At 72.6% G+C, this 20,741-nt stretch carries 19 protein-coding genes and 1 pseudogene; 12 read left to right on the top strand and 8 right to left on the bottom strand.

The window, feature by feature from the left end; all coding sequences use genetic code 11:
• Positions 1 to 108 precede the first annotated feature (108 nt).
• Entirely contained in the window at positions 109 to 804 is a 696-nt protein-coding gene (locus ABZ562_RS11335) for an SDR family NAD(P)-dependent oxidoreductase (RefSeq protein ID WP_361476632.1), read from the top strand.
• Positions 805 to 816: 12 nt separating this feature from the next.
• Here ABZ562_RS11335 and ABZ562_RS11340 read toward each other — a convergent pair whose 3' ends face one another.
• Positions 817 to 1,626: a helix-turn-helix domain-containing protein gene (locus tag ABZ562_RS11340; protein ID WP_361476634.1), complete on the bottom strand. Its 810-nt coding sequence runs from the start codon at positions 1,624 to 1,626 to the stop codon at positions 817 to 819.
• Between the two features lie 130 nt (positions 1,627 to 1,756).
• On the opposite strand from ABZ562_RS11340, the gene ABZ562_RS11345 reads away from it, so the two are divergent.
• The 3 genes from ABZ562_RS11345 (at position 1,757) to ABZ562_RS11355 (ending at position 3,924) form a co-directional block, all read left to right on the top strand.
• Positions 1,757 to 2,587 (top strand): phytanoyl-CoA dioxygenase family protein, encoded by an 831-nt coding sequence (locus ABZ562_RS11345; RefSeq protein ID WP_361476636.1) that lies wholly within the window; start codon positions 1,757 to 1,759, stop codon positions 2,585 to 2,587.
• A gap of 47 nt (positions 2,588 to 2,634) precedes the next feature.
• Complete coding sequence (locus ABZ562_RS11350; RefSeq protein ID WP_361476638.1) at positions 2,635 to 2,967, top strand: hypothetical protein; 333 nt, start codon at positions 2,635 to 2,637, stop codon at positions 2,965 to 2,967.
• Positions 2,968 to 3,306: 339 nt separating this feature from the next.
• Positions 3,307 to 3,924, top strand: a complete 618-nt coding sequence (locus ABZ562_RS11355) for a TetR/AcrR family transcriptional regulator (protein WP_361476640.1) — start codon at positions 3,307 to 3,309, stop codon at positions 3,922 to 3,924.
• On the opposite strand, the gene ABZ562_RS11360 is transcribed toward ABZ562_RS11355, so the two are convergent.
• Positions 3,914 to 4,993, bottom strand: coding sequence for a methyltransferase (locus ABZ562_RS11360; protein WP_361476642.1), 1,080 nt, complete (start codon positions 4,991 to 4,993; stop codon positions 3,914 to 3,916). The two genes, ABZ562_RS11355 and ABZ562_RS11360, sit on opposite strands and share 11 nt — an antisense overlap.
• A 211-nt stretch (positions 4,994 to 5,204) precedes the next feature.
• On the opposite strand from ABZ562_RS11360, the gene ABZ562_RS11365 reads away from it, so the two are divergent.
• On the top strand, positions 5,205 to 5,726 hold the full coding sequence (locus tag ABZ562_RS11365; protein ID WP_361476644.1) for a DUF2231 domain-containing protein: 522 nt from the start codon (positions 5,205 to 5,207) through the stop codon (positions 5,724 to 5,726).
• A 9-nt stretch (positions 5,727 to 5,735) separates the two neighbouring features.
• Here ABZ562_RS11365 and ABZ562_RS11370 read toward each other — a convergent pair whose 3' ends face one another.
• Complete coding sequence (locus ABZ562_RS11370; protein ID WP_361476646.1) at positions 5,736 to 8,315, bottom strand: cation-translocating P-type ATPase; 2,580 nt, start codon at positions 8,313 to 8,315, stop codon at positions 5,736 to 5,738.
• Positions 8,316 to 8,527: 212 nt separating this feature from the next.
• On the opposite strand from ABZ562_RS11370, the gene ABZ562_RS11375 reads away from it, so the two are divergent.
• Together ABZ562_RS11375 and ABZ562_RS11380 are read left to right on the top strand one after the other, a co-directional pair.
• Positions 8,528 to 9,409, top strand: a complete 882-nt coding sequence (locus ABZ562_RS11375; RefSeq protein ID WP_361476871.1) for a universal stress protein — start codon at positions 8,528 to 8,530, stop codon at positions 9,407 to 9,409.
• A gap of 175 nt (positions 9,410 to 9,584) precedes the next feature.
• Positions 9,585 to 9,968, top strand: coding sequence for a hypothetical protein (locus ABZ562_RS11380; RefSeq protein ID WP_361476648.1), 384 nt, complete (start codon positions 9,585 to 9,587; stop codon positions 9,966 to 9,968).
• A gap of 9 nt (positions 9,969 to 9,977) precedes the next feature.
• On the opposite strand, the gene ABZ562_RS11385 is transcribed toward ABZ562_RS11380, so the two are convergent.
• Entirely contained in the window at positions 9,978 to 10,649 is a 672-nt protein-coding gene (locus ABZ562_RS11385) for a CBS domain-containing protein (protein WP_361476650.1), read from the bottom strand.
• A gap of 89 nt (positions 10,650 to 10,738) precedes the next feature.
• Positions 10,739 to 12,424 (bottom strand): arylsulfotransferase family protein, encoded by a 1,686-nt coding sequence (locus tag ABZ562_RS11390; protein WP_361476652.1) that lies wholly within the window; start codon positions 12,422 to 12,424, stop codon positions 10,739 to 10,741.
• 248 nt (positions 12,425 to 12,672) lie between these two features.
• Here ABZ562_RS11390 and ABZ562_RS11395 point away from each other — a divergent pair, with 248 nt between their 5' ends.
• The 3 genes and pseudogenes from ABZ562_RS11395 (at position 12,673) to ABZ562_RS11405 (ending at position 14,545) form a co-directional block, all read left to right on the top strand.
• On the top strand, positions 12,673 to 13,047 hold the full coding sequence (locus tag ABZ562_RS11395; RefSeq protein WP_361476654.1) for an FAD-binding protein: 375 nt from the start codon (positions 12,673 to 12,675) through the stop codon (positions 13,045 to 13,047).
• A gap of 11 nt (positions 13,048 to 13,058) precedes the next feature.
• Positions 13,059 to 13,619 (top strand): annotated as a pseudogene (locus tag ABZ562_RS11400) (CocE/NonD family hydrolase); the annotation flags it as partial.
• Between the two features lie 683 nt (positions 13,620 to 14,302).
• Positions 14,303 to 14,545, top strand: coding sequence for a CocE/NonD family hydrolase C-terminal non-catalytic domain-containing protein (locus ABZ562_RS11405; RefSeq protein WP_361476656.1), 243 nt, complete (start codon positions 14,303 to 14,305; stop codon positions 14,543 to 14,545).
• A 33-nt stretch (positions 14,546 to 14,578) separates the two neighbouring features.
• Here ABZ562_RS11405 and ABZ562_RS11410 read toward each other — a convergent pair whose 3' ends face one another.
• Positions 14,579 to 16,978: a glycosyl hydrolase family 65 protein gene (locus ABZ562_RS11410; protein ID WP_361476658.1), complete on the bottom strand. Its 2,400-nt coding sequence runs from the start codon at positions 16,976 to 16,978 to the stop codon at positions 14,579 to 14,581.
• 136 nt (positions 16,979 to 17,114) lie between these two features.
• Between ABZ562_RS11410 and ABZ562_RS11415 the strand changes: the two genes are divergently transcribed.
• Together ABZ562_RS11415 and ABZ562_RS11420 are read left to right on the top strand one after the other, a co-directional pair.
• Complete coding sequence (locus ABZ562_RS11415) at positions 17,115 to 17,450, top strand: metalloregulator ArsR/SmtB family transcription factor (protein ID WP_361476660.1); 336 nt, start codon at positions 17,115 to 17,117, stop codon at positions 17,448 to 17,450.
• A complete protein-coding gene (locus ABZ562_RS11420) occupies positions 17,450 to 18,169 on the top strand; it encodes a cation transporter (protein WP_361476662.1) in 720 nt (239 codons plus the stop codon). The genes ABZ562_RS11415 and ABZ562_RS11420 overlap by 1 nt, the downstream gene beginning before the upstream one ends.
• Positions 18,170 to 18,256: 87 nt before the next feature.
• Here the strand turns inward: ABZ562_RS11420 and ABZ562_RS11425 are convergent, their stop codons facing one another.
• Positions 18,257 to 19,219, bottom strand: a complete 963-nt coding sequence (locus ABZ562_RS11425; RefSeq protein WP_361476664.1) for an NADP-dependent oxidoreductase — start codon at positions 19,217 to 19,219, stop codon at positions 18,257 to 18,259.
• A 261-nt stretch (positions 19,220 to 19,480) separates the two neighbouring features.
• Positions 19,481 to 20,695 carry an MFS transporter gene (locus tag ABZ562_RS11430; protein ID WP_361476666.1) on the bottom strand — a complete coding sequence of 405 codons (1,215 nt, stop codon included), beginning with the start codon at positions 20,693 to 20,695 and terminating at the stop codon, positions 19,481 to 19,483.
• Positions 20,696 to 20,741: the final 46 nt, after the last annotated feature.

The raw sequence follows: 20,741 nt of genomic DNA on the forward strand, positions 1-20,741 counted from the left end.
CGACCCGGGCCGTTCCGCCGCCGAGCGGGCTCCTTCTGCCTGGTACTGGCCGTCCTACCGTCGCGGAGGGCACTGGTTCTCCTCTCACCCATGGCCGAGGGTGAACACATGACGACCACATTCATCACAGGAGCCAACAAATCCCTCGGGTACGAGACCGCCCGCCGATTGATCGAGGCCGGCCACACCGTCCTCGTCGGCGCTCGCGATCCAGAGCGCGGCCGGGCGGCCGCCGACGCGCTCGGCGCCCGTTTCGTCCAGATCGACGTGACCGACGACGCGTCGGTGGCCGCGGCCGCCGCCGACGTCGGGGCTCGCGAGGGTGGTATCGACGTCCTGATCAACAACGCCGGTGTCCTCGGGACACACAACCCCGCCGACCAAATCACGGCCGCTGACGCGAGCGCGGTGTTCGAGGTCAACGTCGTGGGGATCGTCCGGGTGACGCACGCGTTCCTGCCACTGCTGCGCAAGTCCGCGAGCCCGGTCATCGTCAATGTGTCGAGCGGTATGGGGTCCTTCGCGGCCACCCACGACGCCGAGCGCGTCGAGGGCCGGGCCATCGCGCCGCTCTACACATCGTCGAAGGCTGCCGTGACCATGCTGACCACGCAGTACGCGAAGTCCTGGCCGGACGTGAAGGTGAACGCGGCCGACCCGGGGTACACCGCGACGGACTTCAACGGGCACAGCGGCCCGCAGACCGTGACCGAGGGGACCGACGCGATCGTCGAACTCGCCACCATCGGGGCGGACGGACCGACCGGAACCTTCCGTGACCGCCACGGTGAGATGCCCTGGTGATCCACCTCTGCGTCAGACGCCGGGGCCGGGCGCTCCGTCGCGGATCGCCCGTGGCGAGGCGCCGAGTTCGCGACGGCAGGCCTTGTTGAACGCCTGGAGGTCCGCGATCCCCACCGACCCCGCGATCGTCGCGATCGGCAGTGTCGTCTCGCGCAGCAGGTGCCTGGCCCGCTCCATGCGGCGGCGCCGGATGTGGGCCACCACCGTGTCCCCGGTCTCGGCCCGGAAGAGCCGGGTGAGGTGGTTGTGCGAGACGCCCGCCCCGCGCGCCACGTCCGGCACGGTGAGCGGCTCGGCGAGACGCGACTCGACGTACGCGATCGCGGCGGCGACGGCGGGGTGGCCGCCGCCGGTGCCGGTGGGGACGGACAGCTGCGCCACGCGCCACAGCACCGACCACACCTCGGCTACCGCCTGCGCCGGGGCTCTGGGGACGGCCGCGATGGCCTGGAGCAGGAGGCTGGAGAGCAGGGCCGTCTGGGCCCCCGCGTTCTGTACCACCGGCACCGTACGGGCCGTCCCGCGGTCGGGTAGCCGCAGATGGGCGTACAGGTGCTCGGAGCGCCCGCGGTAGCGGTAGCGCACCAGGACACCGGGCGGGACGAGGCTGACGTAGCCGGGCCGTACGGTGTACGCGACGCCGTCGACCGTGAGCTCGGCGGTGTAGCGGTAGAGGTGCAGCTGCCACAGGTCGGGCAGGCGGAAGACGTCGCGGAGGCGCCGCGTGCCGTGGACACCGACGCCGAGCCCCTCGATGTGCGGGGGCGAGTCGAGCCGCACCGGGACCCGCTGTGGCTGGGGCTCGGGAGCCGCTCCCGTCATGCCCGTCATGGTGAAAAATTACCAGGAGTAGTGAGCAAGGCCCACGCGTCCTCAGGTGGCCGCGTTCTAGCGTCGTGGCGACGAACCACGCGGAACCACCCGCTCCCGCTCTCCCGCACCGGAGGAGAACATGGCCGCCCGACCCGCTCGCGAACAGCTCCTGACCTCGGCGCGCATGGCCCGGTTCGTGGCCCACGGCTTTCTGCGCCTCGACTCCGTCGTCCCCGACTCCCTCAACGACCGAGCCCTCGGTGTGCTCGCCGCGGGCGTGCCGGCCGTCCCGTACGGCACCCCGGTCGCCGAGGCGTTCCCCGAGGGGTCCTTCGCGCGCAGCCTGCTCGACCTCCCGGCCGTGGCCGGTGCGCTCCACAGCCTGGTCGGCCCGGACCCCACCATCGACCACCACGCCGTGCACATCCGGCAGCCCCGGGAGGGCCAGGCCCAGCCGCTGCACGGTGACGCCATCATCGACGTCCGGCCGGACGCCTTCGACGTCCAGCTCATGTACTACCCGCGCGAGGTGACGCTGGAGGCCGGCGGGACCCTGATCGTGCCGGGCAGCCATCTGCGGCGCACCAACGAGAGCGACACCGGCCGGTACCAGAACCTGCTCGGCCAGCAGCGGTTGGTGTGTCCGGCGGGCACGGTGCTGATCCTGCACCACGGCATCTGGCACGGCGGCCGGCGCAACGACAGCGGTGTCCCGCGCTACATGTTCAAGATCCGCTTCAATCCGACCGTCCCGCAGGTGCGCCTGTGGAACACCGACGACCTCGGCGACCCGGCGGTGGCCGAGGAGCTGCGGACCCGGTTCCCGTGGTACGAGCAGGCGACCGGGCGGCTGGAGTTCCACAACCGGGTCAGGCTGTGGCGGGCGCTGACCGGGGACCCGTCCTTCGATCTGGACCACTGGGTGACCCGGGTGACCAACCGGCCCGGCAGGGCCACCCTCGACGCCTGAGCGCCGTCCCGATCGCCGCCTTCGCCTCACACCAGGAGCTGTCCGCCATGACCACACAGCCCGCGACCGCCGAGCCCGCCCTCGCCGGCACCGTCCGGCAGCAGGTGCTCGTCCTCTACCTGAACAACTCCTCCCTCGACAGCGGCGTCATCGGCTGGGCGCGCTACGACGGCACGGGCGCCACGTCACCCACCGCCGGGGACGCGGACGAGCCGCCGTACGCCACCGGCGTGGCGGCACTGCTCGATGGCTGGCGGCTGTTCCAGGCGTCGCAGCTCATCCCGCCCTACCCGGGCCACGAGTACGACGTGTCCTTCCTCAAGCACGAGTTCCTGTTCGAGAAGCTCGTCGGCACAGCCACGGCCACCGATCCCGCGTGACGGCCCCGCCGGGTCCGGCCCCGCCGCGAGCCGACGCGGCTCGCGCCCTTCTCCGGCCCGGATGAGGGGTCACACGGCGCACCGGAACTGACGGTGAATCAACTAGCTGTCGGTGGCGCATGACGGAGGCTCCCGTGCCTTCACGTCACGGTCTTCAGCGAGCCCGGCTTCATGGGCCGCAACAAGACGCTGACCCTGGAGCGGCGGCGAGCGCGAGGAGGGCGTGGCCGGCTTCATCGCCATGCACCAGCGCGCCGGCATCCGGCTACCTCGAACTCGGCTATCACGGCGCAAGCGGCTCCCGCGGCTGACCACCCGCCCCCTTGATACGGTCGGCGCATGCCAGGCCGCCGCTACCACTCGCCCCGCCGCGCGGAGGCCGCTGCCGCGACCAGGCAGTCGATTCTGGATGCCGCCAAGGAGCTGTTCGCCGCCCACGGCTACGTGGCCACCACCATCACCCGGATCGCCGCCGCCGCCCGGGTCGGCACCAACACCGTCTACACCAACACCGGCGGCAAGCCGCAGATCCTGCGCGCCCTGGTCACCGAGGGCGTGGAGGACCCCATCGCCGAACAAACCCTCGCGCGGATCGCGGCGGCCGACAACGCCTACGACGTCGTCGTGTTCGCCGTCGAGGGCATCCGCCGCGACAGCGAGAAACACGCGGAGGTCGTCGAGATCCTCCTCGACGCGGCCTCGGTCGACCCGCACGCCGCCGAGATGCTGCGCTTCGCCCAGGAGCGCTTCCGTGACGCGCTGCGGGCCACCACCGACCGGCTCGCCGCGCTGGGCGCCCTGCGGGAGGGGCTCGACGCGGCGGGCGCGACGGATGTGCTCTGGTACTACCTCGGCCTGTCCTCCTGGCGCGTGCTGGTGCGGGAGAACGGCTGGGACTGGGACACCGCCGAGCGGTGGCTGCGGGACCAAGCCGTGGCCGCCCTGCTCACCGGGTGAGCGTGGCCTCCAAGATCGCGAACGGGCTGTCCGCCGGCCCTGGGACACGCCGGTCGAGGGTGAACCCGGCACCGGCGAACAGCGCCGCGAACTCCGCCTCCCGGCGCTCGTGGCCCGGCACCATGCCGAGCATGGTCAAGTCGAACAGCTTGCTCGAATGCGGTCCGTCGCCCTCCGAGAGCACCGTCTCCACCACCACCAGCCGGGCGCCGTGGGGCGCCGCCTCCGCGATCCGGGCCAGGATGCGCGCACACGAGACGTCGTCCCAGTCGTGCAGCACGGTGGACAGCAGGTAGACGTCCGCGGTCGGCACACTCTCGAAGAAGTCACCGGCCCGTACCTCCACGCGGTCGGCCAGCCCCTGGCCGGCCAGCCGCGCGTGTGCGGTGGGCACCACGTGCTCCATGTCGAGGACGATGCCGCGTCGGCCGGGATCATCGGCCAGCAGCCGGGCCAGCACGGAGCCGTCGGCGCCGCCGATGTCGGCGACCACCTCACCGGCCGGGAGCCGGTAGCCGGCCAGTACGGCGTCCTTGGGGCCGTACGTCATGTTCGCCATCGCCGACGCCATCACCGGCAAGTGTTCCGGGTGGGCCCCCAGCCACTCCGCGAAAGGCTGCCCGAAGTGTGCCGTGGCCGCCGGGACGCCCGTACGGATGGTGGTGACCAGTTCGGAGAAGGGCACGTAGTGCGTCTCCATCCACATGAGCGCCACGTCGCGCACCGAGCCGGGTGCATCGGCCACCAGCGTGGAGCCGAGCGGGGTGAGCGCGAAGGCGTCCTCACCGCGCCGGGCCACCACCCCGACGCCGGAGAGGATGTGCAGCAGCCGCCCCAGCGCGTCGGTGTCCGTCTCCGTGGTCTTCGCCAGCTCCCCGACCGTCATCGGACCACCGTGCAGCGCCGCGGCCACACCGAGCTTGACCAGTGCGTAGAGCGCCTGGGACTGCTGGAAACCGGACAGCAGGCGCAGCATCTCCATGGACCGCTCGGACGCGGACGCCCCGGATGCCGTCGTGGCCGGGCTCGCCGCCGCGTCGGCCTGCGAGGGAGTGGGCGTGGGGGTCATGGACCTCTCCAGGATGCGTAGGGAGGAATTCACGGTAGTAGGACTACCGCGAAACCCTATCGCACCACCGCTCCCTCGCATCCGCGAGCGACCGGACATGGGCGGTGCACGTAGGCGGCCGTGACGTTCTCAGAGGAAACTGAGAACTTCGCGTGCCACGCTGACGCGCCTGACCGCAGCCCTCATGCCCGATCCGCCCGGAGGAGCCATCGTGAGCTTGATCAACGGCCTGCCCGCGCACGTTCTGCTCGTGCACTTCGTCGTCGTACTCGTTCCCCTGACAGCGCTGGCACTGGTGGTCTGCGCCGTCCGGCCGACGGCGGCACGACGGCTCGGCGTGGTGCTGCCCCTGCTCGCCCTGGTCACGCTCGCGCTCGTGCCCCTCACCACGAATGCCGGGGAGTGGCTGGAGCGGCACGTCGACAGCAACGCCCTGGTACGCCGTCACACCGAACTCGGCGACGGGCTGCTCCCCTGGGCCGGCGGTCTCTTCGTGCTGGCGGCCGTCGTCTGGTGGACGGCCCGCCGGGCCGCCGCATCCGGCTCCGGCACGCCCGGCAGCGCCCGCGGGTCCGGCACCGCGGTGCGCGTCGCGGCCGCGGTTCTGTCGGTCCTCGTGGCCGCGGGAGCCGTCGTGGACGTCTACCGCATCGGCGACTCCGGGGCGAAGGCGGCGTGGCACGACGCCTTCTCCACGACCTCGTCGGGCGGCGGCGACGGGGACGAGGGCTGACCGACCGGCTCAGCCACGGACCGGGCCGTGCGCCGGCCGGGCACGGGGTGGGCGCTCCGGGAAGAGCCACCGCTGGGCGCGCATGACGACGTGTCCGAGGCCGGAGAGCACGCAGGCGATCGCGAGGTCGGCGGGCGGCAGTGGTTCGGTGCCCAACAGGGCGCGCAGGGGCGGCAGATAGACACCGGCCGCCTGCAGGGCCAGGGCCGTGCCCACGGCGACCAGCAGGAACGGGTTGGTGAGGCTGCCCGGGCGGGCGCGGGAGCCCAGCGCGATGCCGAGCTGGGTGGCGCCGAGGACCAGGAACATCATGGACTGCCAGGGGCGGCCTGCCTCCCGCGCCCACACCCCGGCGGCCAGGGTGACGCAGGCGACGAAGGCGCCCATGGCCAGGATGCGGGGCCACAGCCCGGCGCCGAGGACGCTCTCCTCCGGCGGGCGCGGCGGGTGGCGCATCACGTCCGGGGCCACGGGTTCGGCTCCGAGCGCCACTCCGGGGAGGCCGTGGGTGAGCAGGTTGATCCACAGGATCTGGGCGGGGAGCAGGGGCAGGGGCATGCCGAGGAACGGGCCGAGGAGCATGACCAGGATCTCCGCCGTTCCTCCGGCGAGGGCGTAGAGCAGGAACCGGCGCACATTGGCGTACACGCGGCGGCCCTCCTCGACGGCGGCGACGACGGTGGCCAGGTTGTCGTCGGCGAGCACGAGGTCGGCCGCCTGGCGGGCCACTTCGGTGCCGCGCCGCCCCATGGCCACGCCGATGTCCGCCCGGCGCAGCGCGGGCCCGTCGTTGACGCCGTCGCCGGTCATCGCCACCACATGGCCCGCCGCGCGCCACGCCTGGACGATGTCCAGCTTCTGGTCGGGCGTGGTCCGGGCGTAGACGCGCAGGGCGGTCAGCTCACCCGCGGTGCCCGTGCGGATGCGTGTCCCCGTGGTGACCTCGTCCTGCCGGGCGGCGATGCCCGAACGGGCCGCCACGGCACGTGCGGTGAGGGGGTGGTCGCCGGTGATGAGGACGGGGGTGATGCCGGCCCGTTCGCATGCGGCGATGGTCGTACGGGAGGTGTCGCGGGGCGGGTCGAGGATGCCGACGAGGCCGAGCAGTGACAGGCCCGACTCCCAGGTGCCGTGGTGCGCGGGCGGCGTCTTGTCGTGGTCGGCCGAGGCGACGGCGAGGACCCGGTAGCCGCCGCGGGCCAGTTCCTCGGCCCGGGCGGCGGCCCGGGAGAGCGTGTCCGGTGGGTCGGCGAGGACCGGGGGCCGGAGCATGACCTCGGGCGCTCCCTTGGAGACGACCCGCAGCCCGCCGCCGCACCGGCGGTGCACGGTCGTCATGCGCTTGCGCGCGCTGTCGAAGGGGATCTCGTCGAACCGTGGCAGGTCGCGTTCCAGGGTCGCGCGGTCCAGGCCCAGCCTGGCCCCGGCGGTGAGCAGGGCGGCCTCGGTGGGGTCACCCATCGGGCGCCACCCGGCCCCGCCGTCCTGCGAGGGTTCCAGCGCGGCGTCGTTGCACAGCATCGCGGCGCTCAGCAGCGCGGCCAGGTCGGGGGCGTCGCCCGCGGTCACCGGGTGACCGTCGCGCGCCACGCGCCCCTCGGGGCCGTAGCCGATACCGCTGACGGTGGCCGTGCCCCGGGGCGTCCACAGCCTCTCGGCGGCCATCCGGCCCTCGGTCAGCGTGCCGGTCTTGTCGGTGGCGAACACCGTGACCGAGCCCAGCGTCTCCACCGCGGGAAGCCGCCGGACGATGGCGTGCCGGTCGGCCATCCGCCGTGCCCCCAGGGCCAGGGCGAGGGTGACCACGGCGGGCAGGGACTCGGGCACGGCCGCGACGGCGAGGCTGATCGCGGCCACGACCATCAGCTCGACCGGCTGCCCGCGGACCAGCCCCAGGGCGAGCACCACCGCGCACAGCGCGACGATGACGGCCGCCAGCACCCGGCCGAACCGGGCCAGCCGTCGCTGCAACGGGGTCAGGTCGGGCGCGGTCCCCATCAGCGCGGCGATCCGGCCGAGCGCGCTGTCCGGCCCGGTCGCGGTGACCCGTACGCGTCCCCGCCCGCGGACGACCACCGTGCCGGCCGACACCGTGCCGAGCACCGCGTCCGCGCCGGCGGTCTTCTCCACCGGAACGGACTCCCCCGTCAGCGCCGACTCGTCGACCAGGAGCAGCGCCGCGTCGAGGACGTCACCGTCCGCGGGCACGATGTCCCCCTCACCGAGCAGGACCAGATCCCCCGGCACCACGTCGGCGGCCGGTACGGAGGACTCGGCGCCGTCGCGTACCACCCGGGCGGTGGGGGCGCTCAGGGCCGTCAGTGCGGCCACGGCCCGTTCCGCCCGGACCTCCTGGGCGACACCGGCCACGGTGTTCACCGTGATGACGAGCAGGATCACCGCGGTGTCGGGGAGGTCCCTGGTGGCGAGGGTGAGGGCGGCGGCCACGAGCAGCACCACGATCAGCGGGTCGCGCAGTTGCTGTGCCACGCGGCGCCACGCGGGCGTGGGTCTCTCCCGGGCGACGGCGTTGGCCCCGTACTCCCCCAGTCGCCGCGCCGCCTCCTCCCGCGACAGCCCAGCCGTCACCCCGGGCCGTCCACCGCGGTCACTCGTACCGCCGTGACCTTGTACTCGGGGCATGGGGTGACCGTGTCGGCCGGCATGCCTTCATCCTGCGACCGGTCTTCCCGGGCCGCATCCGGTGGCCGCTGCCGGGGGCCGGAACCGCCGGCGGTGCGAGCGTGGTCGCGGGGGTACCCAGGGCGGACGAGTCGTCCACAGGAAAGGCGGTGGGGATGATGGCGCTCCCGCTGGTCGTGGGTGTTGACGGGTCGGATTCCAGTCTTGAGGCGGTGGACTGGGCCGTGGACGAGGCGGCCCGCCACGAGCTGCCCTTGCGCCTGGTCCATGCCTCCCGATGGGAGCAGTACGAGGGTGGTCTGCCCTCGTTCTCCACCGGCCGCTCCTCCGGGGAGATCGTGGCCGAGAACATCGTCGCCTCCTGCACCCGGCGCGCGACAGCGCGCAACCCGGAGGTGAAGGTGTCCGCCGAGGCCCTGGCCGAGGACACCGTGTCGGCGCTGCTGCACGAGGGCCGCGAAGCGTTCGCCGTGGTCACCGGTTCCCGTGGCAGGAGTGAGCTGGCGGACACGCTTCTGGGCTCGGTCAGTCTGGCGGTGGCGGCCCGCTCCGTCTCCCCCGTGATCGTGGTCCGCGGCGCGGAGCGCAACCGTCGAGGGGGCTTCGGGCGCGTGGTCGTCGCGGTCGGCGATGTCGCGGAGGGGGCGGCCGCCATCCGGTTCGCCTTCCGCGAGGCGCGGGCGCGGGACGCCGAACTGCACGCCGTACGCACCTGGCGGCGCCCGGCGCACCCACACGGCAGCCAGTCGCTGCTCATGCACGAGGCGAGCACCCTGCTCTACGAGGAGCAGGCGGTGACCGTGCTCAATGAGGTGCTGGACGAGGTCGAGCGCGAGGAGGGCGACAAGACCGTGTGCCACCGCGAGGTGATCGAGGGCCCGGCGCACCGGGTCCTGCAGGACGTGTCGGAGCAGGCCGACCTGCTGGTCGTCGGCTCCCTGCACCGTCGCGACCGATCCGGGCTGCAGCTCGGCCGGGTCAGCCACGCCATGCTGCACCGCGCGGCATGCCCGGTGGCCGTCGTCCCGCAGCGGGTCTGACACGCGGTCCCCCGCGCCGCCGCGGTGGCGCTGTGTGCCACCAGGACCTCGACGGCCGTCCGCGGGATGAGTTCGACCGAGCCCCGCACCTGCGGGTGGCGGTCCTCGATGCGTGCCTTCGCCCCCTGCCAGCGCCTCCTGCGCCCAGAGTTTGCGCATCTCGGGAGCCTGGGCGGTGCGCGCCGTCCGCGCCGGCAGCATCCAGGTGTGCGCCGGGCGCCACGACCACCGTCCGACGTCCGACCCGGAACAGCGCACCCCGCCACGTCGGCTGGCAGCCGACGACCCGGTTGCTTCCCGTTCCCGCGGACCCGATGCCGCGAGCGGGGAGCACGTCCGGCTGTCCTTCGCCTCGGGCTGGCATCTGCGGGCCGTGCCGGACCTGGCGCTGGAGGCCGAAGCCCGCAATCTCGCCGACCTCCCCTGCGGGACTTCGCGGGCGGCGAACCGGTTCCCGGCCGGCCGACCGCCGCAGATGATGCTGCGGCCGGGCTACGGGCGGCCGGGCGCGCGGACCCCTCGCCGGCCGGTCCAGGACGTGCTGGACATCAAGCCGTAACCCTCGCCGTCAGGACGGGCTCCGCGCCCCGGCGCGTCCGGGGGCCCTGAAGTGGCATTCGACATCGACGACGCCCTCCACGGTCCGGGCGAGGCGCGCGGCCACGGGAATCAGCGTGGTGTCGCCCAACTGCCCGCTGAGCGTGACCACGCCCTCGTCCACCCGTACGTGGATGGTGTGCCCGAGGCCGGGGAACACGTCGGACACCACCGTGCGGCGGACCTCCTCCGCGATGTCCTCGTCCGCCCGGAGGAAGACCTTCAGCAGATCGCCCCGGCTGACGATGCCCTGCAACGTCCCCTCGGCGTCGACCACGGGAAGCCGCTTGACCCGCCTGACCGCCATGATCCGGGCCGCTTCGGCCAGCGTCGCGTCCGTGTGCACGGTCACCGCCGGGGTGCTCATCAGCTCCTCCGCCGTCACCGCCCGCGCCTTCGCGAGGTCGGGCAGGCGGCGCATCCGCTCGAAGCGGGCCGGATCGCTGTCCCGCAGCTCCTCCTTGGGCAGCAGATCCGCCTCGGAGACGACTCCGATCACCCGCCCCTCGCCCTCCAGGACCGGCACGGCGCTCACCCGCCACTGGCCCAGGGTCTGCACCACTTCCTTGAACGGCGCGTCCCGCCCGACGGCGACGACCGTTCGCGTCATCACATCGTCCACGATGTGCGGAGTCCGAGGCACGAGCCCCTCCTCTCGCCGTTTCCCCTTCCAGTGTCCGGCGGGCGGGTGCCCCGCGGCCACCGAGAGCGGTGGCCGGTCCCGGGACGGCATCAGCTCCCGTGATGGCCCCGGTGGCGTTTCACGACCTCCGAGGTACCGATCGCCTTGCCCGCCGCGTTCAGCGCCCTCACCCGGAAGTACGGTCCCGGGTGGTGCACCGGGATCGCGGTTTCGAATCCGGTCCGCCGGGTGTGTCCGAGGACGACGGACAGGGAGCGCGGGTCCGGTCCGGCGAGCACCTGCCACGCTCGCGTCCGGGTGGAACCGTTCCACGAGGCGTAGACGACGGCGTGCCGGCCGCTGCCCCGGGCCGCCGCGCTCGGCGGGTAGTACGGGTCGCCCACCCATCGGTCGCGGAACGTCCGGTAGGAGATGTTGGCGCCCGGCATCTTCGCGTCGTAGAGCAGGTTCCGTGAGCCGTGGTTCTTGGAGTTCCCGGCGGCCGCGTACTCCGAGTAGTACTGGTTCTGCCCCCATCCGATGAACTCGTTGCCGCCCGGAAGCGCCTGGGTGTTCCCCTGCGACGGGGAGAACAGCGCCGGCTCGTGGTAGTAGGTCCGGTCGGCGGTCGCCCGGTGACGGTGGAAGTCCAGTTTGAGGATCAGGCCGTGTGACTGCTGCTCGGGGGTGCCGTCCGGCTGGTCGCAGCAGCCGTCGTCGAACATGCTGATCCGGTTTCCCGGCCGGAACCGGGCATCGTGCTGCCAGTAGAAGTTCGCGTTCCGGCCGAAGGTGAAGTCACTCTTCTTGCCGCCGAGTTGCCAGCGGATCTTCCCGGTCTTGCGGGAAATGCCGTAGACCGCCCACATGTTCCGGGCCGAGATCAGCAATTGGCCGTCCGGACCCTCGTCGATCGAATTCAGATGGTAGGCGTCCCACACTCCGCCGGATGAGGACAAGTCCGAGGCCGAGACCTCGGAATCCGCGGGATTCACGTGGTCCAGCATGTTCCAGGTGAAAACGAGTTTCCCGGTGGCCAGGTCGATTTCCTGGATCTCGCTGTCCTCGATGGCGCCGTTCTTCGGCCCGCCATAGGGCCGAAGGTCCATGGGAACCGGTTTGGAGGCGATGAAGAGCGCGGTCCCCCTGCGGGTCAACAGGAATTCGTGTTCGTCCGGGGAGAAGCCGTGGCGCGCGAAGACGGTCTTCAGGAGACGGTAGTGACGGTCGTAGATGTAGTAGCACCCGCCCGGTTCGGGTGATCCGGCCGGGAGGTTGGTGTACGCCGGCGGGATGGCGATGCTTCCCTGCCACCACGTCAGCACCGGCTGCTCCGCACCGGTCCGGGGGTCGTGGTACGTCTGCACCTTGAAGTCGGCGTTCTGCAGCCGGGTGGAGGGCAGGGGGCGGAACCAGACGGGATCGCCGGAGTTCCGCACGATCAGCGAGCCGGTCTGGCCGATCATCGTGCCCGTGCTGTACGGGGCGACGAAGATGTGGCCGGGGGCGGTGCCCTTCCGGCGCGTGGTCACGCTGACCCGCATGGGGTGCAGCTCCGGTGCGGACACGAAGCTCCACACGTCGCGGCCAGAGGTGACCGGGGTCGACGTGCTCGAACCGGCGGACCTCCCGGAGGCGGGCGCGGGTTCCGTCGCGCACGCGGGCGGGTCCGGCGGCGGGGTCGCGGTGGCGAAAGCGCCGTTCGCGACGACACACACCAGGGCGAGCGCGCACACCCCCACAGCGCGGTTCCCGACCGTCCTCGCGGTACGGGTCCGGCGCTTTGGTTCCTCCATATCCCTGCCTCCTCAGCAGCGGAATTCCGACCGACCGCCATACCCGTGCCAGTGAATTCGCGGTGATCATCAATGTCAAAGAGGCGGCACCGTAGGTCACGCTTTCGCGTTCCGCCGTCGCGACGCCCGGAAGCCGGTCGTAGAATTGGTGTACTCCCGCCGCGCGGCCATGACATTCGGGAGACCTTCCACCAGGACGTGAAAAGCGGTTCCGGTGGACCGGACCCCGTCGGTGGAAAAAGCGGCCAATGCCGATGCGCGTCGATGACCAGGTGCTCCGGCGGGGCGAGGCGGGATACGAGGATGCGCGCCGGGCGACGACGTGGCACGCGGGGACACCGGACCGGTTTCCGGAGGTGCTGGTGCGGGCCCGCGACGAGGACGATGTGGTGGCCGCCGTACGACTGGCCCGGGACGAGGGGCGGCAGATGGCCGCGTGCTCGGGCGGGCACAGCTGGTCCGGGTCCCATCTGCGCGACGGGATCGTCCCCGTCAACCGCCCCCGGCGCTTCGTCAGCGACGACCATCTCCGCCGTCTCGACGAGATCCGCGCACAGTACGACCCGGACGGGCGCTTCGTGTCCTGGCTCGGCCGCCCCGAGTTCGCGGACGCCCCCCGGTGAGGTGACGCGGCATGGCCGACCGACCCCGAACCGCGCACGGCCCGGTGCGTACGGCGCCGGTACCGGAGGGCGAGCGGGACTTCCTGACCGGCCATCCCTTCGACATCACGGTCCATCCGCTGCCCCGTGGCGTCCTGGTCGAGCAGGCCGGGATCCCGCTGCGGGACGGCGTCCGCCTGGCGGCGACCGTCTTCCGGCCGGACGCCGGGCCACCCGTCCCGGTGATCACCACGGCGACGCCGTACGGCAAGGACCGGACGGACCAGTGGGGCTACTTCCGGGACGCTCCCGAGGGCTCCGTCCCCGGCGGTGGCGGTTTCTACCTCGGACGGCTGGAGTTCTCCGACCACACCGCCTTCGAGGCGCCCGATCCGGGGTTCTGGGTGCCGCACGGTTACGCCGTCGTGCTCGTGGACCTTCCGGGACGCGGCCGGTCCGGGTCGAACCCCTCGGGCACCCCGGGCCCGGAGGCCCGCTGGTGGGACGTCATGGACTGGCTGGAGCGGCAGCCGTGGTGCACCGGCGAGGTCGGCATGAGCGGGGTTTCGGCGTTGTGCGCGACCCAGTGGATCGCTGCCAAGGACCAGGCCCCGCCCCAGCTCAAGGCCATCGTCGCGTGGGAGGGCATCAACGAGACCGGGCCGGGAGGCGGCTACGGCGGCATCCCGGAGACGGCGTTCGGCCCCTGGCTGGAAACGCGGTGGCACCAGCCGAACCTCAATCCGGACGCCGCCGGTCCCGAGCCCTACATCGCGGACTGGGCGTTCGACACCTCGGCCATCGGCGTCCCGGCGCTGGTCTGTGCCAGCTTCTCCGACCAGGAACTCCACACCTGGGACACCTTCGACGCGTTCACCCGCGTCCGCGGCCCGCACAAGTGGTTGTACAGCCACCGCCGCCAGAAGTGGGCCGCGTACGTACTACGGAGCGGCGGAACGGGACCTGCAGCGGCGCTTCCTCGACCGCTTCCTCAAGGGGGACGAGCACGCCATGGACGGGGTGCCGCCGGTCCGCCTCGAAGTCAACTCCGACCGCTTCTCCCACAAGGTCGTGCACGCGGACACCTGGCCGGTCGGGGGGACCCGGTACGACACGCTGTACCTGGACGCGGACGCCGCCGCGCTGACGGCCGGACGGCCGCCGGAACCCGCCACCGCGACGATCTCCCCCGCACCCGCGGCCGACCCGGCCAACCGCGCCGTGTTCGACCACCGGTTCACCGAGGACACCGACGTGGTCGGGCACATGGCGCCCCGTGCCCTCCCGGACGAACCACACGCCGCTGCCCGCGGGACGTACGGTCGAGACCCACATCCCCCTCATGCCGTCCGGCACCACGTTCCTGGCCGGGGAGACGCCGCGGCTGGTCGTCCAGTCCTGGTCGGTGCCGGGCGCGTTCGAGGGCGGTGAAACCCGGCAGTGGGACACCATCACCACCGGGCGATGCCGTCTGCACAGCGGGGCGCGGCACCCCTCGCACCTGCTCATCCCGTCCTGACGTGACGATGTCCCGACGTGAGGACTGGCCGTGTCAACCGCGCGGCAGCCGCACGGCGTGGCTCTGACCGGGAGCCAGGGACAGGGTCCGGTCGGGGAGTACCACCCGGATCGGTTCGTGATCGGATTCGGGAACGGCGATCCGCAGTCGGCCATGGTCCATGCGCAGGCTCACGCCCCAGTGGCCGCGGTAGCGGAGGGAGAAGCGGAAGGCGGGCATTTCCGGCAGCGGGGCCGGGTCCAGGTGCAGTGCCCCGTCGTGGGTGCGCAGCCCGGTCAGTCCGCGCTGGACCAGGTCCAGGGTGCCGCCCATGGCGCCGAGGTGGATGCCTTCGGGCGTGGTGCCGCCCTGGATGTCGGCGACATCGGATTCCAGCGCCTGCAGGCAGTATTCCCAGGCCGCCGAGCGCTTGGTCCGGGCGAGCACCCAGCCGTGCACCAGACCGCTGAGGGTGGAGCCGTGGCTGGTACGGCTCAGGTAGTAGTCCACGGTGCGGCGCCAGACCGCGTCGTCCACGGTGTAGCCGAGCGCCCGGAAGAGCGCGGCCAGTTCCTGCGGTGCGAAGAGGTAGCCGAGCATGAGGACATCGGCCTGCTTCGACGCCCGGTAGCGGTTGACCGAGTCGCCCTCGGCTTCGAGGATGCGATCCAGGCGGCGGATGTCCCCGTATGCGGCGCGGTAGGCGTCCCAGTCCAGCTCGGCCAGTTCCCCGTAGCGGTCGAACTGGCTGATGACCCCGGCGTGGAAGGGCACGTACAGCCGCCGCGAGATCTCCTCCCAGCGGGCGAGTTCGGCGTCGTCCAGGGCCAGCCGCTCCAGCAGCTCCTGCCGCCGCCACACCGGCAGGCCGCGGGCGAGGTCGAGTGCCCGGCCGAGCACCCAGGCGGCGGTGACGTTGGTGTAGGCGTTGTCGTCCAGCCCCGGCCGGGAGCTGCCCGGGTACGCGTCGTGGTATTCGTCCGGGCCGACCACACCGCGGATCCGGTAGCGGCCGAGCGCGGTGTCCAGATCCGCCAGGCTGCCCCAGAAACGGGCGATCTGCAGGATCATCTCGGCGCCCTTGGTGTGCAGGAACTCGGTGTCCCCGCCGGCCTCGCAGTACTGCCACACGTCGTACGCCACCGCGGAGTTCACATGGTGCTGGAGCCAGGAGTGGTCCGGCAGCCAGTGGCCCGAGAGGGGGTTGAGGTGCAGCCGGGGCGTCTCCTCACGGCCGTCGCTGCCGCTCTGCCAGGGGTACATCGCTCCTCGGTGTCCCGCCTCGCGGGCGGCCCGGCACGCCTGCGGCAGACGCCGGTGGCGGTAGGCGAGCAGACTCCGGGAGACCTCGGGGAAGTGCAGGTTCAGATAGGGCAGGACGAACAGCTCGTCCCAGAACACATGTCCCCGGTACGCCTCGCCGTGCAGACCACGTGCCGGGACGCCCACGTCCAGGTCGGCGGTGTGCGGCGAGAGGGTCTGGAGCACGTGGAAGAGGTGGAGCCGCAGGATGCGGCCGGGCTCCCCCGGTACGTCGAGTTCGGCGCGCCGCCACAGCCCGGCCCAGGCCCCGGTGTGCGAGGCGCGCAGGCCGGGGAAGTCCCCGGCCGTCGTCGCGCGTTCCACCGCCGCCCGCAGCGGATCGGCGATCGCCAGATCCCGGGAGGTGTGCAGTGCCACGATCTTGTCGACGACGACCGGACGGCCGGGTTCGACCAGCAGCGTCAGCGTGTGCCCGGCCCGCCGCCGTCCGACGCGCGGACGCGACGACACCGGCTCGGTCCCCCTGACCCGGGTCCGCGCGGCGAGGGCGATACGGATGTCCGACGTCCGGGTGCGGCAGCGCAGCCACGCGGTACCGGCGTCCGCCTCACCGGTACCGAACCCCGTCAGGTGACGCTCGTCCAGGCCCGCGTAACGCCGCACATTGGCGTTGCGCACGTCCCCCTCCAGGGCCGACTCGACCTCGACGCGGCGCGGTCGGCCCTCCGCCGTGAGGACGGTCCGCAGCGCGGCGAGGTGCGGGTCACCCATATGGACCAGCCGGTGCTGCTCCACCCCGAGCCGGTGCCCGTCGCGGTCGCGGTAGCCGACCGTCCGGGTGAGGATCCCCGCGCGCATGTCCAGCACCTGCCGGTAGTCGAGCGGCACGCGGGTGTCCGGGGACAGCCACACTCCGGGAGTGCCGTCCTCGGACAGCGTCCGCAGCCGCAGCGGCAGCCAGTTCGGCAGATTGACCAGGTCCTCGTTCTCCACCTCGCGTCCCGCGAGGTCGGAGCGCGACCGGTCGTAACACCCCGCCACGTACGTGCCGGGGTAGTGCACCGGCCCGGCACGGCTCTCCGGCGCCGCGCCGCGGGTCGCCGTATAGCCGTTGCCGAGGGTGCACAGCACCTCCCGCAGCCGTTCGGCGGCCGGGTCGTAGCCGCGGTACTCCCAGGTCCATTCCGGCATGGGGCGCTCATCTCCTCGTCCCATGATGGGAACGCCGCCGCCACGGCGCACGCCGGCCGGCCGGGGCGGCGTTTCCCCGGCGCGGACGACTGAGTTCACGCTTTTCTGAATTCAGGTTTCCATGTACCGTCGAGCGATGCTGACTGTCGCTTCCGACATCGAGGTGCTGGCCCGGTTCGGCCGCGCGCTCGCCGACCCGATCCGCTGCCGTATCCTGCTCGCCCTCCGCCAGGCCCCGGCCTACCCCGCCGACCTCGCCGACGCGCTCGGCGTCTCGCGGACCCGGCTGTCGAACCACCTGGCCTGTCTGCGCGATTGCGGGCTGGTGGTCACCGTCCCGGACGGCCGCCGCACCCGGTACGAGCTGGCAGACGAACGCCTCGGTCACGCACTGGACGACCTGCGCGCCGCCGTGGTGGCCGTCGCCGCCGGCCGCACCTGCCCGGACGCCGAGGAGAAGGGCTGCTGCTGATGACCGCCGAGATCCCGATATCCCTCGGGCCCTCCCCGGCCCGCCGCGACGCCCTCACCCGCCGGATACGGCTCCTGGTCGCCGCGACCATCACCTACAACGTCATCGAGGCGATCGCCGCCGTCACCGCCGGTACGCTCGCCTCGTCCACCGCCCTGATCGGCTTCGGCCTGGACTCCGTCATCGAGGTGTCCTCCGCCGCCGCCGTCGCGTGGCAGTTCTCCGCCCGCGACCACCACGCGCGTGCGGCCCGTGAGAAGACGACCCTGCGGATCATCGCCGTTTCCTTCTTCGCACTCGCCGCGTACGTCGCCGCCGACGCCGTCCGCGCGCTGACCGGCACCGGCGAGGCCGAACGCTCCCTCCCCGGCATCGTCATCGCGGCCCTCTCCCTCGCGGTGATGCCCTTCCTGTCCGCCGCCCAGCGCCGCGCGGGCCGCGAACTCGGCTCCGCCTCCGCGGTCGCCGACTCCCGGCAGACCCTGCTGTGCACCTACCTGTCCGCCGTCCTCCTGGCCGGGCTGATCCTCAACGCCACCGTGGGCCGGTCCTGGGCCGACCCCATCGCCGCGCTGGTCATCGCCGCCATCGCCGTCAAGGAAGGCCGCGACGCCTGGCGGGGCGAGGGATGCTGCGCGGCTCCTGCCGCCGCGATCCCCGCCCAGCGGCAGGAGACGGACGCCTGCGGCTGCCGCCCGGGGTGCGACTGCCGCGGCTGACCGCAGGGGGCCGACGGGCAATCGTCTGCTTGGCACATTATTTCGTGCCCGCGGCGCGGTGCCGGAACGGAAGCCCGGGCGTCTCCGCTACCGCGCCACCTCCAGCACCAGCTTGCCGCGCGTGTGGTTGGTCCCGCCCAGGCGGTGGGCCTCGGCGGCCTCCTCCAGGGCGAAGGCGCGCTCGACCTCGACCCGGACCGCGCCGGAGTCCACCAGACCGGCGATGGCCGTCAGGGCGGCGGCGTCCGGCTCGACCAGGAGCGGGCTGGTGCGCACTCCGGCCTGCCCGGCAGCGGTGGCCAGGTCGTCGGAGACGCCGCCCGGAATGGAGATGATCAGGCCGTCGCGCCGGGTCACCGCCACCGACCGCACATCGGTGGCGTCCCCGGCGCCGATCAGGTCGATCACGACATCGACCGGGCCGGCCACGTCCTCGAACCGCCGCCGCGTGTAGTCGATCGTTTCGTCGGCGCCCAGTTCCTTGAGCCAGGCGTGCCGGGATTCACGAGCGGTCGCGACCACCTCGGCGCCGAGGTGCTTGGCGAACTGCACCGCCAGATGCCCGACCCCACCGGCCGCGGCGTGCACCAGGACCCGCTGCCCGGCGGTGACGTGGGCCGTGTCCACCAGGGCCTGCCACGCGGTGAGCGCCGCGAGCGGCAGGGCCGCGGCCTCGGTGTGCCCGACGGTGGACGGCTTGCGCGCGAACTGACGGGACGGCGCGGTGACGAACTCGGCGTAACCACCGGCCGGACGCGGGAACCAGGGCATCGCGTACACCTCGTCGCCGGGCGCGAGCGTGGTGACCCCGAAGCCGACCTCCTCGACGACACCGGAGACATCCCAGCCCAGGATCAGCGGCAGCCTCTGCAATCCGGCCATGCCCTGCCCCGAACGGGTCTTCCAGTCCACGGGGTTGATCCCGGCGGCGTGCACGCGCACCAGCACCTCGGTCGGCAGCGGCTCGGGACGCGCCACCTGTCCGGCCGTCAGCACCTCCGGCCCGCCGAACTCCCCGATCGTCACGGCCCGCATGGTGTGCTCGCTCATGTTCTCCTCGCTCGTATCCGCTCGGTGTGTCCTTCGGCCCGGACGGGTGCCCGGTGATCACCGGCTTCATCCCCGTCCCTGCGGACAGGGTGAGTGACCGGGAGGCCATCTGCCGCGCCCTCCGGGCCATGACGCCGGCCCCGCCCGGGTGTTCAACGAGGCTCGGGGCCCGGGCGACACGCCCCGTACTCGGTGACGACCTGCTCGCTCGGCGGCCGGGCGACCACCTGCCGGGATCCCGGCGCGTGGCCGTCCGCACGGTCACCGCAGGGCGGTTGGGGCGGGGGCGTGGTCCTGCGCGGGGTGTCCGGAGGCGGCGACGCGGGAGGCGGCGGGGCGCAGTTCCAGGCGGCGGGAGACGAGGGCCAGCAGCAGCGCGGCGGCGGCCAGGGCGGCGCCCACGACGTTCGGCGCGGTGTAGCCGAGACCGGCGGAGATCACGAGGCCGCCGAGCCAGGCGGACAGGGCGTTGCCCAGGTTGAACGCGCCGATGTTGAGGGCCGAGGCCAGCGTCGGCGCGCCGTGGGCGTGGTCCAGGACCCGCTTCTGCAGCGGCGGGACGGTGGCGAACCCGAGCGCGCCGATCAGGAAGACCGCAGCGACCGTCGTCGCCTTGCCCGAGGCGAGGAAGGTGAACAGGAACAGGACCACCGACAGCCCGCCGAGCGCGGTGAGCAGCATCGGCATGAGCTTGCGGTCCGCGAACCGCCCGCCGATGAGGTTGCCGCCCACCATGCCGACGCCGAAGACGACCATGAGCCAGGTGAGGGAGGACTCGGCGAAGCCGCCGACCTCGGTGGCCATCGGGGCGATGTAGGTGATCGCGGCGAACACGCCGCCGAAGCCGAGCACGGTCATGGCCATGGCCAGGACGACCTGAGCGTCCTTGAAGGCGGCCACCTCGTGCCGCAGCCGTACGCCCTCCGGCTTGGGGAGGTCGGGGACCAGCTTGGCGACGCCGGCCAGGCCGAGCACCCCGAGGGCGGCGACGATGAGGAAGGTGACGCGCCAGCCGGCGCTCTGGCCCACGAAGGTGCCCAGGGGAACGCCGATGACGTTGGCCACGGTGAGGCCGGTGAACATCATCGAGATCGCGCCGGCCTTCTTCTCGGGGGCCACCAGTTCGGCGGCCACGACCGCGCCGATGCCGAAGAACGCGCCGTGGGCCAGCGAGGCCACCACCCGCCCGATCAGCATGACGGCGAAGACGGGCGCGAGGGCCGAGATGAGGTTGCCGAGGATGAACAGGCCCATGAGCAGCATGAGCATGTTCTTACGGGAGATCTTGGTGCCGAGGGCGGTCATGACGGGGGCGCCGGCCATGACACCGAGGGCGTATCCGGTGACCAGGTAGCCGGCCGTCGGCACGGACACATCGAGGTCCGCGCCGACCTGGGGCAACAGGCCCATGATCACGAACTCGGTGGTGCCGATTCCGAAGGCTCCGATGGCCAGGGCCAGCAGTGCGAGCGGCATGAGGGGGTCCTTTGACGTACTGGAGGGGCGTGCGCGGCGAAAGTCA

It is taken from the genome of Streptomyces sp. NPDC019937 (assembly GCF_040631655.1).
Taxonomy (GTDB): domain Bacteria; phylum Actinomycetota; class Actinomycetes; order Streptomycetales; family Streptomycetaceae; genus Streptomyces.

What these genes read in the sequence shown, in the direction of transcription:
- ABZ562_RS11335 (WP_361476632.1), top strand. Translation starts at nt 109, where the DNA reads ATGACGACCACATTCATCACAGGAGCCAACAAATCCCTCGGGTACGAG.
- ABZ562_RS11340 (WP_361476634.1), bottom strand. Translation starts at nt 1,626, where the DNA reads ATGACGGGAGCGGCTCCCGAGCCCCAGCCACAGCGGGTCCCGGTGCGG.
- ABZ562_RS11345 (WP_361476636.1), top strand. Translation starts at nt 1,757, where the DNA reads ATGGCCGCCCGACCCGCTCGCGAACAGCTCCTGACCTCGGCGCGCATG.
- ABZ562_RS11350 (WP_361476638.1), top strand. Translation starts at nt 2,635, where the DNA reads ATGACCACACAGCCCGCGACCGCCGAGCCCGCCCTCGCCGGCACCGTC.
- ABZ562_RS11355 (WP_361476640.1), top strand. Translation starts at nt 3,307, where the DNA reads ATGCCAGGCCGCCGCTACCACTCGCCCCGCCGCGCGGAGGCCGCTGCC.
- ABZ562_RS11360 (WP_361476642.1), bottom strand. Translation starts at nt 4,993, where the DNA reads ATGACCCCCACGCCCACTCCCTCGCAGGCCGACGCGGCGGCGAGCCCG.
- ABZ562_RS11375 (WP_361476871.1), top strand. Translation starts at nt 8,528, where the DNA reads ATGGCGCTCCCGCTGGTCGTGGGTGTTGACGGGTCGGATTCCAGTCTT.
- ABZ562_RS11390 (WP_361476652.1), bottom strand. Translation starts at nt 12,424, where the DNA reads ATGGAGGAACCAAAGCGCCGGACCCGTACCGCGAGGACGGTCGGGAAC.
- ABZ562_RS11395 (WP_361476654.1), top strand. Translation starts at nt 12,673, where the DNA reads ATGCCGATGCGCGTCGATGACCAGGTGCTCCGGCGGGGCGAGGCGGGA.
- ABZ562_RS11410 (WP_361476658.1), bottom strand. Translation starts at nt 16,978, where the DNA reads ATGCCGGAATGGACCTGGGAGTACCGCGGCTACGACCCGGCCGCCGAA.
- ABZ562_RS11415 (WP_361476660.1), top strand. Translation starts at nt 17,115, where the DNA reads ATGCTGACTGTCGCTTCCGACATCGAGGTGCTGGCCCGGTTCGGCCGC.
- ABZ562_RS11420 (WP_361476662.1), top strand. Translation starts at nt 17,450, where the DNA reads ATGACCGCCGAGATCCCGATATCCCTCGGGCCCTCCCCGGCCCGCCGC.
- ABZ562_RS11425 (WP_361476664.1), bottom strand. Translation starts at nt 19,219, where the DNA reads ATGAGCGAGCACACCATGCGGGCCGTGACGATCGGGGAGTTCGGCGGG.
- ABZ562_RS11430 (WP_361476666.1), bottom strand. Translation starts at nt 20,695, where the DNA reads ATGCCGCTCGCACTGCTGGCCCTGGCCATCGGAGCCTTCGGAATCGGC.